21 protein-coding genes, 1 tRNA gene and 1 riboswitch are annotated in these 22,481 nt (G+C 54.9%); of the genes, 5 read left to right on the top strand and 17 right to left on the bottom strand.

The features are described 5' to 3' along the window. The 7 genes from HMPREF2958_RS11230 to HMPREF2958_RS00710 all read right to left on the bottom strand — a co-directional run. A partial coding sequence (locus HMPREF2958_RS11230) for a twin-arginine translocation signal domain-containing protein (protein WP_141755771.1) occupies positions 1-164 on the bottom strand: 164 nt, incomplete at its 3' end. Between the two features lie 211 nt (positions 165-375). Next, positions 376-1,431: a ThiF family adenylyltransferase gene (locus tag HMPREF2958_RS00735; protein ID WP_070695835.1), complete on the bottom strand. Its 1,056-nt coding sequence runs from the start codon at positions 1,429-1,431 to the stop codon at positions 376-378. Beyond that, on the bottom strand, positions 1,422-2,177 hold the full coding sequence (locus HMPREF2958_RS00730) for a thiazole synthase (protein ID WP_070695834.1): 756 nt from the start codon (positions 2,175-2,177) through the stop codon (positions 1,422-1,424). Before HMPREF2958_RS00730 ends, HMPREF2958_RS00735 begins: the two co-directional genes overlap by 10 nt. Positions 2,178-2,182: 5 nt before the next feature. Next, positions 2,183-2,380: a sulfur carrier protein ThiS gene (gene thiS, locus HMPREF2958_RS00725; RefSeq protein WP_070695833.1), complete on the bottom strand. Its 198-nt coding sequence runs from the start codon at positions 2,378-2,380 to the stop codon at positions 2,183-2,185. Between the two features lie 58 nt (positions 2,381-2,438). Then, positions 2,439-3,494, bottom strand: a complete 1,056-nt coding sequence (gene thiO / locus HMPREF2958_RS00720) for a glycine oxidase ThiO (RefSeq protein WP_070695832.1) — start codon at positions 3,492-3,494, stop codon at positions 2,439-2,441. Positions 3,495-3,496: 2 nt separating this feature from the next. After that, positions 3,497-4,111, bottom strand: coding sequence for a thiamine phosphate synthase (locus tag HMPREF2958_RS00715; RefSeq protein WP_070695831.1), 615 nt, complete (start codon positions 4,109-4,111; stop codon positions 3,497-3,499). Between the two features lie 413 nt (positions 4,112-4,524). Next, positions 4,525-4,595 (bottom strand) — tRNA-Gly (locus HMPREF2958_RS00710). A gap of 141 nt (positions 4,596-4,736) precedes the next feature. Here HMPREF2958_RS00710 and dcd point away from each other — a divergent pair. Beyond that, positions 4,737-5,333, top strand: a complete 597-nt coding sequence (dcd, locus tag HMPREF2958_RS00705; protein WP_004005998.1) for a dCTP deaminase — start codon at positions 4,737-4,739, stop codon at positions 5,331-5,333. Positions 5,334-5,366: 33 nt separating this feature from the next. After that, complete coding sequence (locus tag HMPREF2958_RS00700; protein ID WP_246827966.1) at positions 5,367-6,596, top strand: hypothetical protein; 1,230 nt, start codon at positions 5,367-5,369, stop codon at positions 6,594-6,596. A gap of 84 nt (positions 6,597-6,680) precedes the next feature. On the opposite strand, the gene HMPREF2958_RS00695 is transcribed toward HMPREF2958_RS00700, so the two are convergent. Both HMPREF2958_RS00695 and HMPREF2958_RS00690 read right to left on the bottom strand, forming a co-directional pair. Beyond that, a complete protein-coding gene (locus HMPREF2958_RS00695) occupies positions 6,681-8,075 on the bottom strand; it encodes an MFS transporter (RefSeq protein WP_037231806.1) in 1,395 nt (464 codons plus the stop codon). 225 nt (positions 8,076-8,300) lie between these two features. After that, positions 8,301-8,534: a DUF4235 domain-containing protein gene (locus HMPREF2958_RS00690; protein WP_004006001.1), complete on the bottom strand. Its 234-nt coding sequence runs from the start codon at positions 8,532-8,534 to the stop codon at positions 8,301-8,303. 299 nt (positions 8,535-8,833) lie between these two features. Continuing rightward, positions 8,834-8,936: riboswitch (TPP riboswitch) on the top strand. A gap of 56 nt (positions 8,937-8,992) precedes the next feature. Here HMPREF2958_RS00690 and HMPREF2958_RS00685 point away from each other — a divergent pair. The 3 genes from HMPREF2958_RS00685 to HMPREF2958_RS00675 all read left to right on the top strand — a co-directional run bounded on the left by HMPREF2958_RS00685 (position 8,993) and on the right by HMPREF2958_RS00675 (position 12,144). Beyond that, positions 8,993-9,592, top strand: coding sequence for an ECF transporter S component (locus tag HMPREF2958_RS00685; RefSeq protein ID WP_141755767.1), 600 nt, complete (start codon positions 8,993-8,995; stop codon positions 9,590-9,592). Between the two features lie 89 nt (positions 9,593-9,681). Continuing rightward, a complete protein-coding gene (locus tag HMPREF2958_RS00680; protein ID WP_070695865.1) occupies positions 9,682-11,340 on the top strand; it encodes an ABC transporter ATP-binding protein in 1,659 nt (552 codons plus the stop codon). Positions 11,341-11,343: 3 nt separating this feature from the next. Beyond that, positions 11,344-12,144, top strand: a complete 801-nt coding sequence (locus HMPREF2958_RS00675) for an energy-coupling factor transporter transmembrane component T family protein (RefSeq protein ID WP_048751261.1) — start codon at positions 11,344-11,346, stop codon at positions 12,142-12,144. 93 nt (positions 12,145-12,237) lie between these two features. On the opposite strand, the gene HMPREF2958_RS00670 is transcribed toward HMPREF2958_RS00675, so the two are convergent. The 8 genes from HMPREF2958_RS00670 to HMPREF2958_RS00635 all read right to left on the bottom strand — a co-directional run bounded on the left by HMPREF2958_RS00670 (position 12,238) and on the right by HMPREF2958_RS00635 (position 22,176). Beyond that, positions 12,238-13,137, bottom strand: coding sequence for an aminotransferase class IV (locus tag HMPREF2958_RS00670; protein WP_070695828.1), 900 nt, complete (start codon positions 13,135-13,137; stop codon positions 12,238-12,240). Between the two features lie 17 nt (positions 13,138-13,154). Further along, a complete protein-coding gene (locus tag HMPREF2958_RS00665; RefSeq protein ID WP_070695827.1) occupies positions 13,155-13,580 on the bottom strand; it encodes a regucalcin in 426 nt (141 codons plus the stop codon). Positions 13,581-13,740: 160 nt separating this feature from the next. Continuing rightward, positions 13,741-15,012, bottom strand: coding sequence for a multidrug effflux MFS transporter (locus tag HMPREF2958_RS00660; RefSeq protein ID WP_083313664.1), 1,272 nt, complete (start codon positions 15,010-15,012; stop codon positions 13,741-13,743). Positions 15,013-15,261: 249 nt separating this feature from the next. Beyond that, positions 15,262-15,909 carry a nucleoside/nucleotide kinase family protein gene (locus HMPREF2958_RS00655; RefSeq protein WP_246827965.1) on the bottom strand — a complete coding sequence of 216 codons (648 nt, stop codon included), beginning with the start codon at positions 15,907-15,909 and terminating at the stop codon, positions 15,262-15,264. 3 nt (positions 15,910-15,912) lie between these two features. Continuing rightward, positions 15,913-16,392, bottom strand: coding sequence for a low molecular weight protein-tyrosine-phosphatase (locus tag HMPREF2958_RS00650; protein WP_256370910.1), 480 nt, complete (start codon positions 16,390-16,392; stop codon positions 15,913-15,915). A gap of 167 nt (positions 16,393-16,559) precedes the next feature. After that, entirely contained in the window at positions 16,560-17,087 is a 528-nt protein-coding gene (locus HMPREF2958_RS00645) for a DUF2247 family protein (RefSeq protein ID WP_070695825.1), read from the bottom strand. 95 nt (positions 17,088-17,182) lie between these two features. Continuing rightward, on the bottom strand, positions 17,183-20,209 hold the full coding sequence (locus HMPREF2958_RS00640; RefSeq protein ID WP_070695824.1) for a type III restriction-modification system endonuclease: 3,027 nt from the start codon (positions 20,207-20,209) through the stop codon (positions 17,183-17,185). A 5-nt stretch (positions 20,210-20,214) separates the two neighbouring features. Further along, positions 20,215-22,176, bottom strand: a complete 1,962-nt coding sequence (locus tag HMPREF2958_RS00635) for a site-specific DNA-methyltransferase (RefSeq protein ID WP_070695823.1) — start codon at positions 22,174-22,176, stop codon at positions 20,215-20,217. Between the last annotated feature and the right edge of the window lie 305 nt (positions 22,177-22,481).

The following is a 22,481-nucleotide window of genomic DNA, read 5'->3' as shown; positions in this document are numbered from 1 at the left end:
CCGGATGAGGTCTCGGAACCCCACCAGCCGTCGGTTTCAATAGCGTTGGCGGAGGTTGCGGTTACGAGGGTGGAGCCGAAGGCGAGTACGCCTGCGGCGGGAACACCTATAGCACTTGCTTTGAGGAGCTTACGGCGAGAAAGATTGGTGTTTTCGAGTGACATAATGCATCCTTTCGTCTGCACTGCGGATAATTCCTGCATTTCCACCCTAAAATTAATTATCGGAGGATTGCAACCATAGTTTTAATCCAATAAAGTATGCATGAAAGCTATCTATAATTTATTCAATATTGTTATACACTTAAAAGATTCTTGATAGTAAATAAAATAGATTTGCTATGAAGAGCCTTTTTAGTAATATAAAATATAAATGCTAAATTCCAATCAGTGTTATATTGTATTCTTCCGCAACCGCATCCCAATCCTTTATAAACTTCGCTGCGCGTGCCCCAGACTTGCAAAACACACCCACGCGCTCCCCGGCGAGCGGCTTCAACATGGCGCGCACCGCATCCTCGGTAGCTACAGACAGAGGAAGGTGCAGGGAATCCGGGTGCTTCACCTGGGTTTCGCGTTCGCTCTGCTCGCGCACATCCAGCAGAATTTTCGGCAGTTTGTAGGCGCTTAAATCCGTCACGGATGCCCGCTCCGGGTCAGGGGAGAGCGCAAAATTCTGGAAGGTACCACTCAACGCCTCGTAGGTGAGCAGCTGCCCCTCAAGCGTGGGCAGCCCCGCCAGGAACTTGAGCGTTTCCGTCGCCATGAGCGAACCAATCACCGCCGTGGTAGCGCCCAGCACCCCGGCCTCGGCGCAGGATTCCAAGGTTTCCGGAGTTGTAGGGAACAGATCACGCAGATGTGCCGACCCTGAGCGGAAGACGCTCACGCTGCCCTGATACCGCAGCACCGACCCCCACACCAGCGGAATACCGGTTATCTCGGCGGCATCGGCAATCAAATATTTAGTCGCAAAGGTATCGGTACAATCGACGATCACCGCAGGGTTCTCATCGGCGAGCAGGTCAAGAATCCAGGATGCCTCCAGGTACCGCCGATACACCGTCACCCTCAGCGCCGGGGCAATCTCGCGGGCACGATGCGCGGCAACCTCAGCCTTCGCCCGGCCGCAATCGGCGATCCCGAACAACGGCTGGCGCTGCAGATTCGACAGCTCAATCACATCGTGATCGACGAGCGCAATCGACCCGACCCCGGCGGCGGCGAGCGCCTGCACCACCGGGCACCCCAGACCGCCCGCACCGATAACGAGCACATGCGCATTGGCGACCGCCTTCTGGTCGAAACCGGGCAGACGATCCTGCCGCGATATACGCTCTGCTTCGAGATCCTGCGCTTGAGCAGGGCTCTCCGGCGCTAGAATCTGCGGTGTATCAGGCACCGAAGGGCGATCATGCGAGGTCACATCCATGACACCAGACCCTCCGCCGGGGAGGAAGCCTTCGCGTGCTCGCGCTGGGGAATCCTGCCCGCGCCTCGCGCCAGATAGCCTGCCTCAACGGCGGCTTTCATGGCTTGCGCCATCGCCACCGGGTCCTGCGCACGGTTGACCGCCGAGGCCAACAGCACACCCGAGCAGCCCAGTTCCATAGCAAACGCGGCGTCTGAGGCGGTGCCAACCCCCGCATCCAGCAGCACCGGAACCGTGGCGCGGGAGCAAATCAGCTCAATATTGTGCGGGTTCAAAATGCCCAGCCCCGTGCCGATGGGGGAGCCGAGCGGCATGACCGCCGCGACTCCCACATCCTCTAAACGTTTGGCGATCACCGGGTCATCAGAGGTGTACGCCATGACCGTGAACCCTTCCGCCACCAGCGTTTCGCAGGCGGTCACGGTCTCGCACACATCCGGCAGCAGGGTATCTTCATCGCTAATCACCTCAACCTTAACCCAGTTCGTGCCCAGGGCTTCGCGCGCAAGCCGGGCGGTGATAACGGTATCGCGTGCGGTACGGCACCCCGCCGTATTAGGTAGAGGCGCAATATTTAGCCTGGTCAGAAGCGGAAAAATAGGGGTACCCGAGGCGTGCCTGCGCATCGCGACCGTGGTCATCTCGGTACCGGATGCGACCAAAGCTTTTTCGAGCAGGTCCATGCTGGTGGCGCCCCCGGAACCCATAATGAGCCGGGATGAGAACTCTTTCTCAGCAATAATCATGGCTTCTACCCGCCCTGAACTGCGGTCAGCGCATCGACCCTAGCGCCCTCGGGCACTTCGGTACTCGCCCACCGTGAACGCGGCACCACAGCACCATCGAGTGCGACAGCGACACCCTGATCGGTGCCCGCCTGCTGAAGAATCAGCACCTCAAGATTCGTGGCAGAAATGTCTAATAATGTGCCGTTATAGGTTATTTTCATGGATTATTCCTCTCGTTGTTAGTGCACAAACTGGCGGTATGTACTAGCAAATCGCGTATCAGCGCTCAAACCTCTTCGGCGAGCAGGGCGCAAACTCCGGCGGAATATCCCCGCCCAAAAACACCTCCGCACCGGCTTTCCCAGCGAGAGCCGCCAGTAAAATTCCGTGCCGAAAATACCCGTTCGAGATCAGCTGCCGCCGCCCGGTCGCCGTTATGCAATAGCCAAAGATCGGCAGATCATCCGGAGTTCCGGGGCGCACCCCCACATTCGCCTCAATGAGCTCGCATTCTTCCACCGCAGGAACCACCCGAATCGCATCTTTGAGCAGCTGATACACGCCGTCCACACCGGGGCGTGTGCGCGTGTCCTCGCGGCTTGTCGCACCGATACACACCTCACCGCCAGGCCGTGGAATCACATAAACGGGCCGCCCGTTCACGAACCCGCGCACTACGTGCTCCACCAGCGGATGCGGCGCCTGCAAACGCAGAATATCGCCATAAACCGGTCGCAGTGGATACTTCCCCGCCGCGCCCAAACCGGTGCACACAATATCCCCAAAATCCGGGTCAGTCACACGCTCACGCACAAACTCGACCCCGCGCGCCCTCAACGCCTTCACGAGAGCCTGCAAAAACAGCCGAGGCGCCAGCTGATGATCGCCCTCAATCAACGCCGCACCCGCCAAATCCGGGGTAAGTGCAGGTTCCAGGGCGCGCGCCCGGCTCACGGGAATGGCCCCGGCACTGCGGTTGAGCGAATGGTAATACTCAGAAACATCGCGCAGATGCGCCGCATCCGCACGGTCACTCGCCACCACCAACGTGCCGGTCGTATCGTAGCCGGTGGGGGCGTCCGTTACCGCAGAGAGCCTGCGCATGAGCGAAGGGTACGCATTCGCGCTGGCGGTCATTAGTGGGAAAAGTGCATCCTGTTGAAACTGCACTTCGGCAATAGGTGCGAGCATTCCACCCGCAAAATAGCTGGCACCCGTGCCGCGCTCGCCGGGGGTTGGGTCATAGATGCGCACCCGCTGGCCGTGTTCGGTAAGCTCAAAGGCGGTGGTCAGCCCAATAATTCCGCCGCCCACCACGGTAATAACTTCTGCCATGATTATGCTTGCAATTCCGGGTTTTCCACGAAGGCGCGCGCCATTGCAACCCCGGCAACCCCTGTTTCGCGGATGCTCGGGCAGTCCTGGGGCCAAATATCGCCGATGGCGACCACTGGAACCTCCGAGAGCTCGGCAAGTTCACGCAGCCCTTCAATACCCAGCGGCGGGCGGTTTGAGGCTTTGGTCGGGGAAGGGCGGAACGGCCCAGCACCAATGTAGTCGATCAGGTGCGCAACGGTGTTGGCGCGCTCAACAAGCTCGCGAGTGCCGGTGGTGAGACCAATAATGGCGTGCTCGCCCAGCAGACGGCGGGCATCGGCGACGGGCAGATCGTCTTGACCTATATGTACCCCGTCGATGCGCACCCCGCGAGCGCGCAGGGCGAGGGCAACATCCGCCCGGTCGTCGATGAGTATCTTCTGGTGGGGGAGTGCGATGCGCGCGATCTCTTCGGCAAGGGCATACAGGTCGCGGGCGCTGATGGGCTTGGAACGCACCTGTATGCAGGTGGCGTGCCGTGCCCGCCGCACCGTTTCGACGGGGTTTTCGCCGGTGACCAGATACAGCGAAAGGTCTAAAGGTGTGGCAGTTTCAGCGGTATTACTGGTTGTCATGGGACCACGATTCGACTGTGAAAGTAGTGTTTCCTGCGTGCTCACGCGGGTGTTGCGGTGATTTTGCGACGATGCGGCACACGCAGATGTTTCCCACTCAGGCTAGCACACAACCTTTATCGCGGTTCTTGGCGGCGTTTTTATTGCTATGACATGCTGCCTGAATCCGCAAGCAGGTAGTTTTTGACCGAAAAGGTAGGAAAATACTACCTGCTCGGGTCAAAAACCACCTGCTCGCGGGGCTAGCTGAGGAAAATAAAAAAGCCCTGGCAAATACCAGAGCATTTAAGAGCGGCTGACGGGCTGGAGGGTGCGGATTCCGAGCGGGCGAGGTGCCAAATCCGCGCCTGGAAGCGATTCCCGTCTAAAATTGGGCACACGAAAACCCCTAACAGAAGCTAGGGGTTTATGAGAGCGGCTGACGGGAATCGAACCCGCGTATCAGGCTTGGGAAGCGTGCGCTCTACCATTGAGCTACAGCCGCGCATCCGTGATCGGACTTAACCTAGTGTAGCGTGTGCTGCCTCGGTTCGCACACTTTGCCGCAGATTTTTATTTTTGACTTGTCGGCTGTTCTTTTTGAGCAATGGTGAAGTATGGAGTCTGGAGTCGGTATCCTTAGAGTGTGCTTATTTCAGACCGCGATATTCGACGAGAAATTGCTGACGGCCGTATCGTACTTGAGCCGTTTGACGATTCGATGATTCAGCCGGCGAGCGTCGATGTGCGCATCGACCGCTTTTTCCGTCTGTTTGACAACCATAAGTACCCGCATATTGACCCGTCGCAGGAGCAGGAAGAACTGACTCGTCTGGTGGAAGTTGCCCCCGACGAGCCTTTTATTCTGCATCCTGGCGAGTTCGTGCTCGGTTCCACCTACGAACAGGTGACCCTGCCTGCGGATGTGGCGGCTCGCCTGGAAGGTAAGTCTTCACTCGGGCGTTTGGGGCTTTTGACCCACTCAACCGCAGGGTTCATTGACCCCGGTTTTTCAGGGCACGTGACCCTGGAACTGTCTAATATGGCGACCCTGCCGGTCATGCTGTGGCCCGGGTCTAAGGTCGGTCAGCTGTGTTTCTTCCGGCTCACAAGCGAGACTGAGCATCCGTATGGTTCCGGCGCATACGGAAACCGCTACCAGGGGCAGCGCGGGCCGACCGCATCGCGCAGCTACCTGAACTTTCACCGTACAGAGATCCCCGTTGAGAAATCTGGCGACTAGTCGCCGTCCGCATGATTTTTTCAAGGAGATACCTTGTCGTTCAAGACAATGGCTTTAAGCCCTGCCGGTGCCGATCTGAAGGTTATTTTTGGTCCCGGTGTTCCCGATGCGCTGCGCGAGCAGATCGTACAGACCTGGGGGAGTCTAGCCCCGCGCCTCTTCGATAGTGTGCATGATGCCCTTGAGGCAACCCAGTCTGTGGCGCACGCTATTGTGCTCACGGACGGGAGTGTGAATCTGTTTGACGAGCACCCCGACCTGGTGAACCCGTTCGGGATTCTGCAGATTCTTAATATTCAGAACGAGAAGCAGGCGTTGGAGACTCTGACGTCTAATCTGACGGTTGCTATGATTCAGCAGTTGGCGGGTAAGCGCACCATGCTGCACGCTGCCGCCATTGGCGACCCCGCTACGAAGCGCGCGCTGGTGCTGGTGGGTGCTTCGGGGCGGGGGAAGACGACTGCCGCGCAGTATCTGGGGAAGAAGTTCACCTATCTTACGGACGAAACCACGATCGTGGGCGCCGACCGCGAGATTTACCCCTACCCAAAGCCGCTGTCGCTGGTAGTCTCTGATGACGAGCCGAAGGAACAGCGCAACCCTGTGGATCTGGGTCTGAACGCGGCGGACTGTGAGGATACGAGCTATACAGCCGCTCGCGTCGTCATGGTGGGGCGCACCGATGAGCCCACGAAACCCTATCTTGAGCGTGTGAGCCTGGGGGATGCGCTCATGTCGATTGCCGAGCAGACCTCCGGCGTGGCGCTCAACCCCGAGGGTGTGCTCTCGATTATTCGCCTGTTTGAGCAGTGCGGCGGCGTATGGCGGCTGGTGTATTCCGAGGTTGAAGATATTGAGCCGCTCGTGCGTGAACTTCTCGCCGAGAATGCTGTGCTCCCGAACTCCGAGAGAGTGGACGAGCACGAGACCTTTGAGGTGCACGACCGCTTGCCGAACGTATACCCTAACGGCACGCAGGTTCTTCAGCGCATGTTCGGTACCGTCGGGTACTTGGTGGATGGAGAAAGATTCCTGCTGCATCACGGAGATTCACTGGATGAGCTTTCCGCATTCGCGGCGGAGTGTTGGATTAACGCCGCTCACGAGCTGACGGTGCGGGAGCACTACGAAGTCATGCGTGAGTTGTTTGAGGGGCTGCCCGAGGATGCGCATCGCCAGGTTGTTGAGCAGCTGTCTGAAAGCGGCATACTCACGATGCGCACCGTAGACGACCCGCTGTATACCGAAGAAGACTCGAACTAAAAACCCAATAAATACGCGAGCAGATAGCAATCCGCTATCTGCTCGCGGGGTAAGACTCGTAGGTCAAGGGGGGCGAGTAAAGAACTACCGCTGCGCCGCCTTGGCCGCTTTCTTTTCGGCGCGGCGTGCCTTGCGCAGGTGAAGCGCTTGTGGCGATTCTAACGGCAGGGTCATGAGCAGGCCCGCCAACACCACGATCATAATGCCGACAATACCCCACACCTGGGCGTTGAAAATCGTGACAAACAGCCCGAACAGCATGGGTGCCAAGAAGCTGGTTGCACGCCCGGTCGTCGAATACAGCCCGAAGAGCTCACCTTCCGTACCGGGATCGGCGATGCGCGCCAAGAAGGTACGCGACGAGGACTGCGCGGGCCCCACGAAGAGGGCGAGAATGAGTGCGCAAATCCAGAAGGTCATGGGGTAGGGGAACAAGAGTAGGGGTACGGCGGCGATTAGGATGGCCACCAGTGAGAAAATAATAATCTTTTTGGGCCCCAGATAGTCATCTAGGTACCCGCCCAGCACTGCGCCTACGGCGGCAACACCGTTGGCGGCAACACCAAAAATAATGACATCCGAGGTGCTGAACCCGAAGGACCCAGCCGCCAACACGCCGCCGAAGGTGAAGATACCGGCTAAACCATCGCGGAAGATAGCGCTGGCACACAGGAAATAAAGGGTTTGCGGTGCCGTGGTGCGCAGCCGCATAATGGTGCGCCACAGCTCCTTGTAGGCTGCAAAAAGACCGCCTTGGCGTGCCGGAGAAAGCCTGGCTAAGCCGCGTTCTAAGAACCTGAGTTCGCCTGTGGGAAGGACCTCCGGGAGCACCCGTTCGCGGCGGCGCATCCGAATTAGCAAAGGCGTGCAGAAGATCAGGCACCATAGGGCAGAAAACAGCGCCACTGCGCGAATATTGAAGGCGTTATCGGTGCTCAGGTGCAGCCCGTTAGGCTCAAGTACGAAGCCCCACAACACGATAATTAGGGCCACTAGGCCGCCCACATACCCCGCCGACCAACCGATCCCAGAGATTTTACCGATATTATTCGGGGTTGAAATGCGTGGAAGTATAGCGTTGTAATTCACGACCGCAAATTCGCTGAATACGCTCGCCGCAGATACGAGAATCACGCCCAGCCACAGATGCGCTTCATCGGGAAATACGAAAAAACACAGTCCAGAGAACGCCACCAGAGAAAGCGTATTAACACCTAACCAGAAAATACCTTTGCCGGATTTATCGGCGCGCTGGCCCGAAACCGGAGCGAAAAAGGCAATACAGAACCCGGCAACGGTCAATCCCAGTGACAGTGCCGCCGATGCATCCTCGGTTGAGCCGAAGTAAGAGCTGGTGAGATAGACCGTAAAAATAAAGGTCATCATGATGGTGTCGAAGCTCGACGAGCCGACATCCCACAGCACCCAAGAGGCAACCGAACGACGGCTGGTACTGTGGTCGGGAATGCGTCTAGTCATAACGGATGTGTTCACTTTCGTGTAAGACGCAGCTAGGCGCCCTCAATCTGGTGCTGGTCTTGTAGCTTACCCCGGCGGCACTGCCGTAGGCATCGCCTCCCAGCGTGCCGAGCGCCTTATTCTCTTCTGAACGGGCAGACTATTCAGCACATCGGAAAGGATGCGCACACCGCTGCAGTGTGAAGACTGCTGGGGCGGCGCATCCACCCAAATTACACCGTGAAATTATGAGAAGAAACGGCGCTGTGCGCGGGCAATACCGACGCTTACCAGAGCACCCACCACGGAGGTGATGACGGTCCACACAATAACATTGCGCAGAGTGTCTTCGGACTCGGGACCGATGGTAGGAGGTTCGTTACCGGTCACACGCTTCCATGCTGCGCCAAGACCTTTGCTTGTCAGGGCGGCGGCGGCCATATTGGCACCGGTGATAGCAATCTTTGCTACGGGGTTCATATCTTCTCCTCAAAAATCAGAAGTGACTATCCCTAGCCTATCGGCTTTGCGGCTCAGATGCAGAGAACATGACCTGTTTTAACGCGCGTATACACGAAAAATCGGGGTAAAAACTCTAGAACGTGAGAAAAAGCACAGTATTGCGGGTCTGAAAGGCGTATACCAGCGGCAAATCAAGGAATCATATTACCGACCTGCCACACGTTCTTGTCATAAACCGATTCAAAAACTCAACGAACTCACAGAAAACGACTCATACAGCATAGAATGTAAACGTTTATAAGCTTCGAACTCTCGAAGCAACACGACAGGGGAGCGCCGCAGACGGGCGCTGAGAGTGCAACGCAGACCCTCGAACCTGATCCGGTTAGTACCGGCGTAGGGAGTCGAAATATGTTTTCTCAACACCCCACCCGCAACGGGTGTGGATGTTCCCCTTCCAATCATGGGAGGAAAATATGTCTCAAAAATCTCGCCTCAGCTGGCGGGTCAATGAAATCGTCATCGTCTCTGTGGTCGCCGCCGCCTGCGCGGTAATCTTCTGGATCTGGGATATTGCCGTAGACCCCGCCACTAAAACGCTCTTCGCGGTGGTTCCCGAATACCGACCCATCGTCGCCGGTATGTGGCTGCTCGCCGGTGTGCTCGGCGGGTACCTTATCCGCAAGCCCGGCGCTGCGCTCTACTGCGAAATCGTCGCCGCCGTCATCTCCGTATTCCTCACCGGAGGCGCCTGGAGCCAATCAATCCTCATCGCCGGATTCTTCCAGGGAATTGGCGCTGAAATCGCTTTCGCCGTGTTCGGGTACCGCGTCTGGAACCTCAGCACAGCAGCCTTCGCGGGCGCACTGAGCGGGCTCTTCATGGGCGTCAACGAAATCATCATCTACTACCCAGACATGGAAATCTTCAAAGCCGTCATCTACGTGGTATGCGCGGTCGTCTCAGGAATTGTGCTCGCCGGGGTACTCTCCTGGGGACTCACGAAAGCGCTCGCTAAAACCGGGGTACTCGCCTCGCTAGCCTCCGGCGTGCAGGCACGTACCGCACGCGGATAACGGGCAGGCGGCGTATGTCACAGCCTATCTCAACGCTCAAACCCTCAAACACGGAACATCCTGAACCATCCGCAACCCAGGATGCAACCATGACCGAACCCCACAGTACCGCCCCCGATGCGCCCGCCCGCGGTGCCGCAATCGACCTTCACAACTTCGGTTGGCACCACCCCGGGCGCGAAAAACCCGCGTTCTCGAACGTGAACCTGCGCATCGAACCCGGGCAGAAAGTACTGCTGCTGGGGCCCTCCGGCGCAGGAAAATCAACGCTCCTGCACGCTATCGCCGGGGTGCTGCACGATCACGACGGGCAGAGCCAAAGCGGTAGCGCGCGCATCGACGGCGTAGACCCCGAAGACGCTCGCGGACTCATCGGGCTCATGCAGCAAGACCCAGAATCATCGGTCGTGCTCGCCCGCGTGGGCGATGACGTAGCCTTCGGCCCCGAAAATCTTGCGGTCGCACGCGAAGAAATCTGGGCGCGCGTTGATGATGCGCTCGCCGCCGTCGGGCTCGACTACCTGCCGCATGAGCATCCCACGAATGCGCTTTCGGGTGGGCAGAAACAACGCCTGGGGCTCGCCGGAATCCTGGCGATGCACCCGCGCGCCATTCTGCTTGACGAACCCACCGCGAACCTCGACCCCGAGGGCGTTCAGCAGGTGCGCGATGCCGTGGTGCAGGCGGTCACGGCAACCGGTGCCACCCTGATCGTCGTCGAACACCGGGTGGGCGTGTGGGCGCAGCATATGGACCGCGTTATCGTGCTCGGTGCCGATGGAGGCATCACCCACGACGGCGCGCCCGAAACTGTGCTCGCCCAAGCCCGCGAAACCCTCATCGCCAACGGCGTGTGGGTGCCCGGGTATATTCCCGAACCCGCCGCCGCTGCGGTACCGAGCGGGCGAATACTCCTAAGCGCCGAAAACCTTGCGATTACGCGGGAATTCCCGAGCAAGAAACAGTTACGGGCACGCCGGCGACAGCTCAAAACCATGCCGGAACCCGCATCCGTACCCCTGGATATTCCTACCCTGCGCGGGGGCATTAACCTGAGCATTCGAGAAGGCGAGCACCTGAGCATTCTCGGCCCCAACGGCGCCGGAAAATCAACCCTCGCACTCACTCTCGCCGGGCTTCTCTACGCCCCCAACGGAACCCTGCACGCCCACGAAGCACTGCGCGAGTTCGACCAAAACCCAACGGCAGAAAGCTCCCTCACCCGCGAGAAAACAGCCGCCAGCTGGGATATTCCCTCCTGGACTCCCGCCCAGCTGCTCGGGCGCATCGGCTACGTTTTCCAAGAGCCCGAATACCAATTCGTGCGCGGCAGTGTGCGCGAAGAACTCGAACTCGGGCCGCGCCGCCTCGCCGCCCTGCGCCGCGAAAAAATTGATGAGGATGCGCTCGCCGCCGCCACCGCATCCCTCGCCGAACGCTTGCGTTTAGACGGACTCTTAGATGCCAACCCGTTCACGCTTTCGGGCGGGCAAAAACGCCGGCTGTCGGTTGCATCTGCTTTGGCGACGGCGCCGCGCGTGCTGATTCTTGACGAACCGACCTTTGGGCAGGATGCGAGCACCTGGGGCGAACTGGTGCGCCTGATTCGCGGGCTTCTTGCTGAGGGGGTTGCGGTGATCTCGGTGACCCACGATCTCGAATTTACGGCGGCTTTGGGCGGGCGGAGCATCACGCTCGAAAGTCTGCCGCATGAGCCCGCAGACCGGGGCCTTCAGGAAGGGAAGTAGCGTATGAATACCGATTTTTTCGGGCCGAGTGCCGAGCGCAACAGCTGGTTTGGCGGGCTTAACGCGGGCGTCAAATTAGTGGTTGCGGGCGTGCTGGTTCTTGCGGCAATCCTCATTCAAGACCCGGTAACCGCGGCTATCATCTTTGGGCTGGAGCTGCTGGGGTTTATTGCGGTCGGGTTTCGACCTGTGAACCTGCTGGCGCGCAGCTGGCCTATCCTGATCGCGGTGCTGACCACCGGCTGGAGTGTGGCGATCCTTGTTAATAAAACCGGTGCCGTACTGCTCGATTTTGGGCTGAACACCATCACGGAAGGGTCACTCGCGGCGGCGTTTTCGATGATGATTCGTTCCCTGGCGATGATTCTGCCGACCTTCGCATTTGTGCTCTCAACAGACCCAACCGACCTGGGCGATTCGCTTGCCCAAACTTTCCGCCTGCCCGCCCGTTTTGTACTTGCCGCTTTGGCGGCGTTACGCCTTGTCGGCATCCTATTTGGGGAGTGGAATACGCTGGGGCAGGCGCGGCGTGCACGCGGGCTGGGTGCGGGTCAGGGCCCGCTCGGGCGCATCAAAACCGGTGCAGGGCAGGCCTTCGCGCTCATGGTACAGGCAATTCGCCGTGGTTCGCGCCTTGCGGTCACGATGGAGGCGCGTGGTTTCGGCACCGGCAAACGCTCCTGGGCACGCGTGCCCGCCTATTCCCGGCGTGATGCGTATGTTGCGGTTGCCGCCGCCGTGATCGTGGCGTGCGCCTACGGGGTTTCGTTGGGGCTGGGAACTCTGCGCTTCTTGTGGCAGTAGCCGCATCGAAGTTGCCGCTATATTTTTCAACCCCGAAAATACCGGGTTAAAGGCGCGGCGCAAGTATCAGCCTTGCGCCGCTAACCCTGTACTTTAGCCCTGTGCCAGGTATTCCAAGAACCGGTGCGTGAGCTGCGCATCGTGCGCTAACGCCGTACCGTTCAGGTGTGTGACGGGGGCGAGCAGACGCACCGAGGAGGCGAGCCACACCCCATCTGACTCGAAAAGATCCTGCGGGTACAGCGGACCGTATCCCAGTTCCCAGCCGTCGCGCCGTGCCGCCTCAAAAATAGCGCCCTGCGTGGTACCGGGCAGGATTCCGTGGTTCGGTTCGGGGGTGTACAGCGTCTTTACACCGTTTTCGATACGCGCCATCAGCACCGACGAGGTTGCCCCCTCCAGAATGCGGCGGTTGTCGGTCATAAAAATCGCGTCGTCCGCGCCCCGGCTGTGCACATACCGTAAAACCGCCATATTGACCGCATATGAGAGGGTTTTCGCGCCCGCCAGCAGCCAGGGGTATGCGGTGTTGTCGGCGGGGTCGTGCCCGCGCGGCAGCAGCATGGCCTTCACGCCGTTCTGCCGCTGGTTCACGGTAGTTTCGGGCACAGGGGATGCGATGAGCAGGGTGTATGGTCCGGCGGGCATTCCCACAGAGGCATGCGGCAGCCCGCGCGAGATAATGATTTTGACGATATGCTCCTCGCCGAGTTCCGTGTGGGCGCCGGGCACGGCCTGGTCGAGGAGGTTCGCCAGCGCATCCCGAAGCTGGTGTAGATCAGGTTCGGGCAGGTCGAGCATACGCGCCGAAGATTCGAGTCGGGCGAGGTGCATATCAAGTTTTCGCACCCGCCGATCAACGGCGAGCATGGTCTCAAAAACGCCGTCGCCACGGGTAAATCCTTGGTCTTCCACGCCGATAAGCGGTTGGGTGGGGTCTACGGAAACGCCTTGCGGGTTCTCTGAATTTAGGAGCATTACGGAACTAGTCATGTTTCCAGTGTAGTGGCTCACGTGCCCTCACAGCAGTGCACGCCGAGCGGGCCCAGCTCCCAGGTGGCGTTTTCGGCGATAAAGTATATGTCTGCCTCGGCGATGTCCTCGAAGGTTTCGGGGTTGTCGTTGTACCCTTCGATGTCGAGCCCGATTTTGCCGTCCCGTTCGAGAGTATGAACTCCGCTGCATATGCTGATGAACGGGCCTTGCACCCGGTAGTCCGAAATATTTGTCAGGGTTACGGTGACGTGCCGCCAGACGTCGTCGTTAGCGGCTTTCTCCCAGCCGCCGTCTACATGGTTCCAGTCCACCGCGCAGAATCGCAGACGAACAGCTGTTCCATTTGCATAGGTTACGGTGATCGAATCCAGCCAGCAGTCGTAGAAGTGGTTGAACCGTTCGATGATCTCTGCACTTGTGAGGTTTTCGTCGGGGCTCACGGTCAGCCTCCTTAAAATCTTAGGATTTATCAGAATACCAGCAGCTAGGGCGATTACGAGGAGAAGCGGGTTTCTGCTCGAAAATGATGATATTTCTTCATCTTTTCGGCAAAAACCCGCTTCTTGGGTATCAACGTCTTAACATGCTCGATGCGAAGCGTTAGCGCCCACCTTCGCCACCGTCTGCCGCATAGTCGGCATCCTTACGCGGGGTTGTGAAGAGCACCAGCGCGGTCATCAGTGCGAAGCCCAGAATTGAGAACGCCATCGGCATATAGGAACCCTCACCGCCCAGTGAAACCAAGGGCGCGGCAAGTCCGCCCAGAAGCGCCTGAATCGTGCCCATCACGGCGGATGCGCTGCCCGCCATATGGCGCGCCTCGTTCAGCGCCAGCGCCGAGGAGTTACCAAAAATCAGACCCACCGAGCAGGTGAGGCAGAACAGCAGAATCAGGGTGGGCCACAGTGAAATACCCAGCGCGAATGAGATAGTCAGCAGACTTGAGACCGTCAGAAGAGAAATCACGCCGATATTGACGATCACACGCTGACCGATACGACCAACCAGCGCGGTTGCCAGCGAGCTCATTGCCACAATGCCGAGGGAATTCACCCCGAAGGCGAGAGTAAACTGCCCGGCGTTGAGACCCAGAATATTCTGGAGAACGAAGGTGGATCCCGAAATATACGAGAACATTGCGCCGAAGGCAAAGCACATGGTGAGGGAAAAGCCCATGTAACGGCGGATTTTGAACACTTTCGGAATTTCGGAGTAGACACTCAGTGCGGTGCCTTTGTACCGTTTTTCAGCGGGAAGAGTCTCGCGCAGAAGGAAAATCACGGCGAGCATGAGCAGCGCGGTCACTACGGTGAGCACATGGAAAATATTGCGCCACGTGCCCCACGACAGTACCCACCCGCCGAAGAGCGGCGCCAGCACGGGGGCAAACCCGTTAATCATCATCATGACGCCCATGAGCTTGGCGGTTGCCAGCCCCTTGGTGGTGTCTGCAACGATCGAGCGGGCGAGTACTGCGCCGATAGCACCGCTGAAGCCCATGAGGAAACGCGCCGCAATGAAGACCTCAATGCTGGGCGAGAATCCGCACAGTGCGGTCGCAATAAAGCAGACTACGGCACCGATCAGAAGCGGTTTGCGGCGGCCGGTTTTATCGGAGAGCGGGCCGATCATAAGCTGCCCGAGTGCCATGCCTATCATGAAGGCGCTGAGGGTCATAGATGCGGCGGCATCGGTGGTGTTGAGCTCGCGGGCAACCGTAGGCAGCGAAGCCAGGTACATGTCGATACCCAGCGGAGCGATAGCGGTCAGCGCGGCAAGGGTGACGATAACGGGGGCAGGAATACCGAAGGAAACTTTAACATGATCAGGGTGCTCATAACCCTGCTGAGAAGTAGTCTGTGACGAAGACACGGGTAGAGTGCTTTCTAGGTTTATAAACGCGTAACGGCGCCGAATACACCCGGCTGGAAACGCAACTTTTCTAGTCTAGCGGATGCGCGCATCCGGCGTAAGTGGCGTGTGCGCTAAACTTTTTTGCCGCCGCCGGGCACATAAAAAAGCCTTGTTCGTAAAGCGGGATTTATAACTCTTCATTCACGAACAAGGTTCTTTGTATCAGGGGAGGGTAAGCACGGGCACAGCAAACAGCAGGGCAGAGGGCTACGCCGTGCGGTAGATGAGGTCCGCCTGCGTATACGTGGCGGAATATGTGGCGAAGAGGGCTTCTTCCTGCGCCGCCCAGCGTTCCCAGTGCGGGCGGTACATCTCGCCGTCGCGGTCTATCGCCCGCCTGTACCGCAGTTCGTCGGGTGCCTTCACCACGATGCGAACATCGCAGGTACCGGCGACCGCCCCCACACCCTCACAAATGATGACGGTCTCCTGGGCGGGGTCAATCGTGCGTTCGGGGCCGGGCGCATCCGCGTGCCAGTCCCATTCTCGGTAGCTGGCGGGTTTGCCTTTGCGCAGGTTCCGCGAGATTTTCTGCCACGTTTTCGTGCCTTCTTCCAGCCCGTCCCAGCCGGGGTAGATGGAGTCGAGGTTGAGCACGCGCACACCGATTCCTTCGGCAGATAAGGACTGCTCTAGGAGCTCGGAGAGCCTTGTTTTGCCGCTTCCGCTGCGCCCGTCGATACCGATGAGCATCGGTAATGCGGCGTCGCTGAAAGTGGAGTTATCGAGCGGCATTCCGTAGTCGTCTGTGGGCGGCAGGGTGAGTTCGCGGTATGTTTTCAGGCAGAATTCCAAGATTCCTTCAACGTCGTTGGTTTCGTAGCCGTTGCCGAAACCTGTGCTCCACACACCCATGAGCTAGTTTTCCTGCGAGGTTGCGCTCAGCTCGGCGATCAGCGCCCGCGCCGCGGTGTCTATAAGCTCGGTCGTGTACTCGAAGTCGCGCATCTGCCCGTACCAGGGGTCGTAGATGCCCAGCTCGTCCAGGTTTTTGCCCGCCATCGCGGGGTCGAAGGAGCGCATCATACGGATTTTGGCTTTGTCATCCTCGGTGCGTGCAAGCTGTTTCAGGTGCAGGTAGTGCGGGGTGTCCATCGCCAGAATCAGGTCGTAGCGGTCGAAGTCTTCGGCAACGAATCTGGATGCGCGGTGCCTGCTGGGGTCGATACCACGCGCGGTGAGTATGCGCCCGGCGCGGGTGTCGATGGGGTTGCCGATTTCGTAGTCCGTGATAGCGGAGGACGCGACCTCAACCTCAAGCCCCGCCTGGCGCGCGTGCTCACGAATCAGGTACTCGCTCACGGGGGAGCGGCAAATATTTCCGGTGCAGACAGTCATGATGCGGTACATGGTTTTAAGTGTATGCCAGCGGCACAGGAAAGGCAGCGGTATTAGGGTTGCCTGCTGAAGCGTCGTTTCTATTCAGAAGAGTTTTTTGCATTCAGAAGAGCTTATCGCTTCTGAATGCAAAAAACTCTTCTAGATAGGCAGGCAAGTTTTGGCTGTTACACCTCAAAGCGGGTTTTAGCCTCGTGCAAGTACGCCTCCCACAGAGCATAGAGTCTGTCGATGTTCTCTTGGCGAGTGTATGTTGAAGGGTCATAGTCGGTCGGGGGCATGTATCGCACGAATGGGGTCACGTCCTCGGGGTAGCCAAAATCGGCGTGAAGAATTTCTACCTCGCCCAGCGGGTCGTCAAAGTTCTTGCGGTGCTCATACACATGTTTGAGTAGCAGGTACAGCCAGAGCGCGTGGCGGGGGTCGGGGCTTCCGGGTTCAGGGTCGGTGAGTTCAGGGGAGTCTTCGTGCCGCGCGAGTTCGGCAAGAATCCCATCAATCCGGTAGGTGTGGTCGGGTTTGCACTGGTAGAGCTCGTATTCTAGGTCGCTGGAGTCTTCCTTCAGCCGGTCGGAGGCATACCGCAGAATATCCGCGCGGCTGATGTATCCCTGCGCGAGCCCCCAACGTAGCCCCTGCCAGGTGAGGGCACTCTTCCTGATGCCCTCATAGCCTATGTAATACGTACTCAGCATCTAGTAGTTGCTTCCCATCTTTGTGGCCCCACGAATAACGTAGCATTGGGCGTATTACCCAACCCGAGAGGGTGGGCCATACGCCCAAAAGTGCATTATTGGTCTAAATTATCCTGACTATTCTGTTGGGTTGTCCTAAGTACATTTTCAAGCATCTCCTGAATACCATCACGCTTGAGTTGGGGAGCAAACTTCACCTGAATATCTTCGTTACCCTTGATGGAATCAAAGAACTTTTGAGCAGCTTCAATACGCCGCTTTTCCGTTAGCCGCAGGTCACCCTCAGAGCTGTAGTCTTTAGTTTCGATGACAAAGTTTAGCGAAAGCTTTCCGTCTTTAGTTTTGAGAACATACATGAAGTCAGGGCTACTAGTACCACCAAAATAAATAGGCACCCTGATAGAACGTCGTGGTATCTTCCCGTAGACCACGATCTCATCCATGACAGAGTCACGAATATTCTCCTGCTCCTTAGGCGAATCGTAAATAAAAGCGTCATAGAGGAACTTGTTGGGAACCTCAGCGTTCTGGTCACGGTATATGCCGACGTTACCTTGAACAATATGTTTGAGGGGTTTACCATCCACATCAGTGAGAGCAGTCTTTCCTACAGGGCCATCAATACGAGTATAAGAGAACCTATTGATAAAATTCTCCTGCATCCAGAGATTAAACTGTGCAACAAACTCGCTCAGAGTGCCTTTATTAAAGAAGAGATCAGATAGTTCCTTCTTTGCGTTATATCGTACGAGTGCTGCATGAATTCGACTGATAGGAAGGTACGTTTGTTGATGCACCTGTTTGAGCCACTCGCTGTAGGGCAGGGTATCGTGAATATCAAAAATGTCTTTAGTTGAAGACGTGACAGTGACTTCCCTGTTTCCATCAGTATTGAGCCTGTCTTGGGTAATACGTCCCTGCTGGCGACGATAAATATCTTTACCTAAGATGTCGTCAAGACACTCATCAATTTCTTCTGTTGTGAGATTATCTAATTGTAGGTAGTACTTGGCATTGACAGTCTCCCAAAGCTCTTTCAGGTCATAATAACGATCTTTGCGGATACCTACCTTGGAATTTTCGTTTTCAGTCAGGACTTTATCAGAGTTAACCCTTCCTTTGCTGAATTCTGGGAATATTTTATAGAACTCGATTTCTTTACCTTCGATTATATTGAATTTATAATTTATGAGACCGCTGTCTCGTAGTTTATCCGCTAATTCTTCTTCTGTTATTCCCATATTTTTTGCAATCTCAGGGATACGTTCTACGATAGGTGCTTCTGGTTTATTCGCATCATTATTAATTTCAGAAATTAGCGAATTGGCGAAAGATTTTTCTGTGTAATCGACTAGGTACGTGAGATAGAACTGCTCATCGGAAAGACGGGTGCCATTAACATCGACCGGCAGACGTAGACCGCGACCTACTTCCTGGAGCTTAGAGATCTCGGATCCCGAGGAACGTAGTTTAACGATCTGGAAAACGTTTGGATTATCCCATCCTTCACGCAGAGTCCACTTAGAGAAAATAAAACGCATGGTGTTGGGAGTTCCATCCGAGTTGGTGAATGATAACAAGGATTGTTTATCGCGAAGAATTTTATCTACTTCATTTTTAATATCTTCGTCACGTGAAGAATTATCGTCTGAGAAATATCCGCCATTAGTGGCTTGTAGATTCGTTAGTGAAGCTTGTAAGTACTCTACATATTGCCGCCTTACCGTTGAACCAGAAGATTTTTGTTTGTGACGCTCAATTTCTTGTTTGAGTTTGTCCTTGAGTAACTCTTCAAACCGTAGACGTAGATGTCCTGGTCCATCTTCGCCACGATAGGAGGTAATGGAATCAATAAAGAATAGAGTGAGGGTCTTAACTTTGGTGATTCGTTGAAAATTCTCCCATTCGGCTTCAAAATGATTATCTATCGCGCGCTTCATCATCAACCCCTGGTAGGTGTCTGAGTAAACCCGTGCAGTGATAATATCTCGTGCAGCTAGAATCTGCCCGTTAGACAGAGTAACGCCTGACTTAATGGTAGTATTTTCGGTTTTGCCTATACCTTCTACCGTGATTCCAGAAAAATCTCCGCTGGCTTCTGCGAGAGAATCACCAACGTGCAAGGTTAGGGTTTTCTTGGTATCAATGTTCTCGAAGTTAGCGGTTTTTGGCTTAGATTTGGAAATTTTTGTTAAACGTAAGCGTGTGGATTTTTGATCCGTATCCTCTGGATATTGAATAGCAACGCCCTTAACCAGTTGATTGTTAAAAGCCTCAACAGCCCCAAGGTTAAAAATAAGATTGTTATAATCTATGGTTTTAAATTTTGCTTTAGGATCTTTCTCAGGAAAAGTTGCCCCGAAGCGAAAGATCGCTTGGGGCTGTAGTTCATTTACGATTGTCTGATAAGCTTTATTTTCCCGGCGGAACCGGTGCGGTTCATCAATAATAACAATAGGCCGGGTCTCACGTAGTGCCTCGTAGGGGTTGCTAGACATCCCCAAGACGGTCTGATCGTATATTGCACCCATTGTCACCTTGGATTGCAACATTTTATCGGTCATTAAGAGTGCGGAAATACGTCCTTCTATAAGGCGTGATGCCTGTACAAAGTTAGCGATTGAATTGGGAAACATTTTGCGCCCTTTGGAGCGCTTTTGGGATTCCAATACATCTAGTTGAAGATTGATACGACCTCCGTAAACATCATTAAAATATTGGCGGGCGTAATCTGATGTTATGAAAGATTGCGTACCCTCCCTGATGGGAGTTGAAGGTACCAAGATAATGAATTTGGTGAAACCATAGAGCCGGTTTAATTCGTACATAAACTGGGTATAGACCAGGGTTTTACCGGTACCTGTTTCCATTTTGATATCAATACCCAATATGTGAGTGTCGTCAGTGGCCCTTTGCCTCCAGGAAGAGGGGATTGCCTCTATGCCATCAACGGCACCATTTTGTAATTCACGAATGTTATGAATTATTTGCGGGTCGGAGACGTCGAAAGCAGGGTTTGCTTCTAAGATGGATCCGACCTCCATCCCCACGTCATGAAAGACGTGTGTTAATGCCGTGAGCGCATGTTGCTGGTGGTCGAGAGTTTGAAGTCTGATCTGCATAATTTTTAGAACCTCTCAAACATAGTCACGGATTTGCCTGATTTGAGGTCTGAAAGATTATTCTTCAAATCGTGCATGACAGAAAAATCTACGGAGTAACCAAAAACAACTACGCGGGAGATATTGAGGTTACCATTTTCAATCATGGTGACCAACGACTTAACATCGTCGTTTGTTAGACCTGGCTCGATAATATAGGCAGAATCCCCGCAAACATCGAGAGAATATCCGGACAGTTCTACCTGGCGCGTGTCGGCTGTTAATCCGTAACCGTCTTGGACTAGCCAGGTAGTCAGGATCGTATCGTGTCCAGGTGTCCCTTGCTGATCTAAGTTGTCGAACTTTGAGACATAATCACCAGAGAAGAGGGCGTCAGCCTGGTCTGGGTCGAATTTCTCAAGGTCGTTTAAAACTTGACCGGAGGGCTCTTCAAGTCGGAATAGGCGGAACCCATAGTCAATGTCTGCGTTGGTCTCAGATTTGATTTTCTCAGCGGCGCGTTTGATGCGTTCGCGCCCAATTTCATCAATAGTACGATACCCTGCCTTATAGGCAGGTTTTGAAGAATCAATTTCTTCAGGAATTTGCACTATAATATATTTACGATTTCCAGTATCTTCAGAGTTGAGTTTTAAAACTGCCTCCGCAGTCGTTCCAGATCCAGAGAAAAAATCTAATATGAGTGAATCAGGGGTACTTCCTATTTCAATACAGCGCTCTATCAAAGCAAGAGGCTTTGGGTGATCAAAAACAGAGGAGCCAAATAAGGAACGAACTTCTCGCGTTCCATCTTCTGTCCTCATGTTGCTCTCTGTCCATACTGATTTAACCTTGGTTGTTGATCGACGGTTTTTCTCGTATATATTCCAGCCGCCATCCCGTTTTTGTCGCGCTACAACCTGAGATTCTAACGCTGAGCCAGGCACTATATTTTTAGTTACTTTTTCCTGTCCCCAGCGCCAACAGCTATCAACGCCTACGCTATTTTGTGGAAATACCTTGATCGAAAAGGATGTTTTGGGTGAACTACTTATCTCGCAATAACCATCTTTAGTCATCGAGTTTGGGTTTATATATATAGGATAATAAAGGTTGGGGCGATTAGCCCTGTTGAACTTAGGATTCCTATTTCTTAATTCTCGTAATTCAAATCCACCTTTATTGTCTTGCAATGGGAAGGAAATATTTTTCTGAATCTCGCCGATGGTTACATTATCATGTTTCCCATAAACCAGTATAGACTCATGTGATATAGCAATATCTTTATAATCTCGACCGCCAGGGTTTGCTATAGTAATAACACTTGCCTGGAAATTTTGTTCTCCTAGTATTTCATCGCACGTAGATTTTAAATTTATGTATTCATTGTCATCAATACTAATAAAAATAACACCATCGTCACTAAGTAATTCTTTTGCCAGCTGTAGACGAGGGTACATGAAGGTTAGCCATGCAGAATGGGAGGATTTTCCTTGTAGGTCATAGACTCGCTGTGCCTCGTCTTCAGAAATGCCGATCTTGTTGACGAGTTGGGAAGGGGTGAAGCCGAAATCGTCGTTGTAAACAAAGCCGTCCGATCCCGTGTTGTAGGGTGGGTCAATATAGATGCATTTCACCTTGCCTGCGTAGGATCCTAATAGATGTTTGAGCGCGTCAAGGTTATCGCCCACAATGTAGAGGTTTTCGGAGTTCCTATTCTTGGGCTCAGCGTTATGCTTGAGATCGGGGACAATAACTGTTTCGGTTTCTGTGGAAGTTAGATATTTCGCGTAGGATTTTCCAAGAAACTTGAGCTCGTAGCCTTCTTTGGTAAGGTTTACGTCGTTACTTTGTAGGGTGTCCTGAAGACGATCGAGCTTAAAATTTCCGTTTTTATCGAAATACCCAGGTAGCGCGGCTCGTAGCTTCTTGAGCTCAAAATCGTGTGGCTTGACCGACTCGTTCCGTTCGCGAATATTCTTGATCATATTTCAGTACCCTCTATGTCTTGAGATTTTCCCGATGTTCTCGGGCTGAAAACCTCAAAATTCCTCCGCTGCATGGGTGAATTAGAGTAATACACCCCGTGTTCGTCTAATGGTACCGGATGTAAGGGCTTGTATAAAACGGCGTTTGAAGCAGGGGGCATTGTCATCCATGAATGGGTGGATTGACCAGGTTTTGCCCCCTCAGTCTCAAGCCTTATCTGTATAGGCTGCAAAAAGTTGAGTCTTTTTCACTCAAGTCTGTTGACATCCACCCAAACATGTGTAAAACTTGAGTACATGAGGCT

It is taken from the genome of Rothia sp. HMSC036D11 (genome assembly GCF_001814205.1).
GTDB lineage: Bacteria > Actinomycetota > Actinomycetes > Actinomycetales > Micrococcaceae > Rothia > Rothia dentocariosa.
The sequence above is the reverse complement of the archived record's forward strand: the minus strand, read 5'-3'. Positions and strand labels throughout refer to the sequence as shown.

Bases quoted from the DNA above. Each gene is read 5' to 3' on its own strand.
- HMPREF2958_RS00735 (WP_070695835.1), bottom strand. From the start codon at position 1,431: ATGGATGTGACCTCGCATGATCGCCCTTCGGTGCCTGATACACCGCAG.
- HMPREF2958_RS00730 (WP_070695834.1), bottom strand. From the start codon at position 2,177: ATGATTATTGCTGAGAAAGAGTTCTCATCCCGGCTCATTATGGGTTCC.
- thiS (WP_070695833.1), bottom strand. From the start codon at position 2,380: ATGAAAATAACCTATAACGGCACATTATTAGACATTTCTGCCACGAAT.
- thiO (WP_070695832.1), bottom strand. From the start codon at position 3,494: ATGGCAGAAGTTATTACCGTGGTGGGCGGCGGAATTATTGGGCTGACC.
- HMPREF2958_RS00715 (WP_070695831.1), bottom strand. From the start codon at position 4,111: ATGACAACCAGTAATACCGCTGAAACTGCCACACCTTTAGACCTTTCG.
- HMPREF2958_RS00695 (WP_037231806.1), bottom strand. From the start codon at position 8,075: ATGACTAGACGCATTCCCGACCACAGTACCAGCCGTCGTTCGGTTGCC.
- HMPREF2958_RS00690 (WP_004006001.1), bottom strand. From the start codon at position 8,534: ATGAACCCCGTAGCAAAGATTGCTATCACCGGTGCCAATATGGCCGCC.
- HMPREF2958_RS00685 (WP_141755767.1), top strand. From the start codon at position 8,993: ATGTCTCAAAAATCTCGCCTCAGCTGGCGGGTCAATGAAATCGTCATC.
- HMPREF2958_RS00680 (WP_070695865.1), top strand. From the start codon at position 9,682: ATGACCGAACCCCACAGTACCGCCCCCGATGCGCCCGCCCGCGGTGCC.
- HMPREF2958_RS00675 (WP_048751261.1), top strand. From the start codon at position 11,344: ATGAATACCGATTTTTTCGGGCCGAGTGCCGAGCGCAACAGCTGGTTT.
- HMPREF2958_RS00670 (WP_070695828.1), bottom strand. From the start codon at position 13,137: ATGACTAGTTCCGTAATGCTCCTAAATTCAGAGAACCCGCAAGGCGTT.
- HMPREF2958_RS00655 (WP_246827965.1), bottom strand. From the start codon at position 15,909: ATGGGTGTGTGGAGCACAGGTTTCGGCAACGGCTACGAAACCAACGAC.
- HMPREF2958_RS00650 (WP_256370910.1), bottom strand. From the start codon at position 16,392: ATGACTGTCTGCACCGGAAATATTTGCCGCTCCCCCGTGAGCGAGTAC.
- HMPREF2958_RS00645 (WP_070695825.1), bottom strand. From the start codon at position 17,087: ATGCTGAGTACGTATTACATAGGCTATGAGGGCATCAGGAAGAGTGCC.
- HMPREF2958_RS00640 (WP_070695824.1), bottom strand. From the start codon at position 20,209: ATGCAGATCAGACTTCAAACTCTCGACCACCAGCAACATGCGCTCACG.
- HMPREF2958_RS00635 (WP_070695823.1), bottom strand. From the start codon at position 22,176: ATGATCAAGAATATTCGCGAACGGAACGAGTCGGTCAAGCCACACGAT.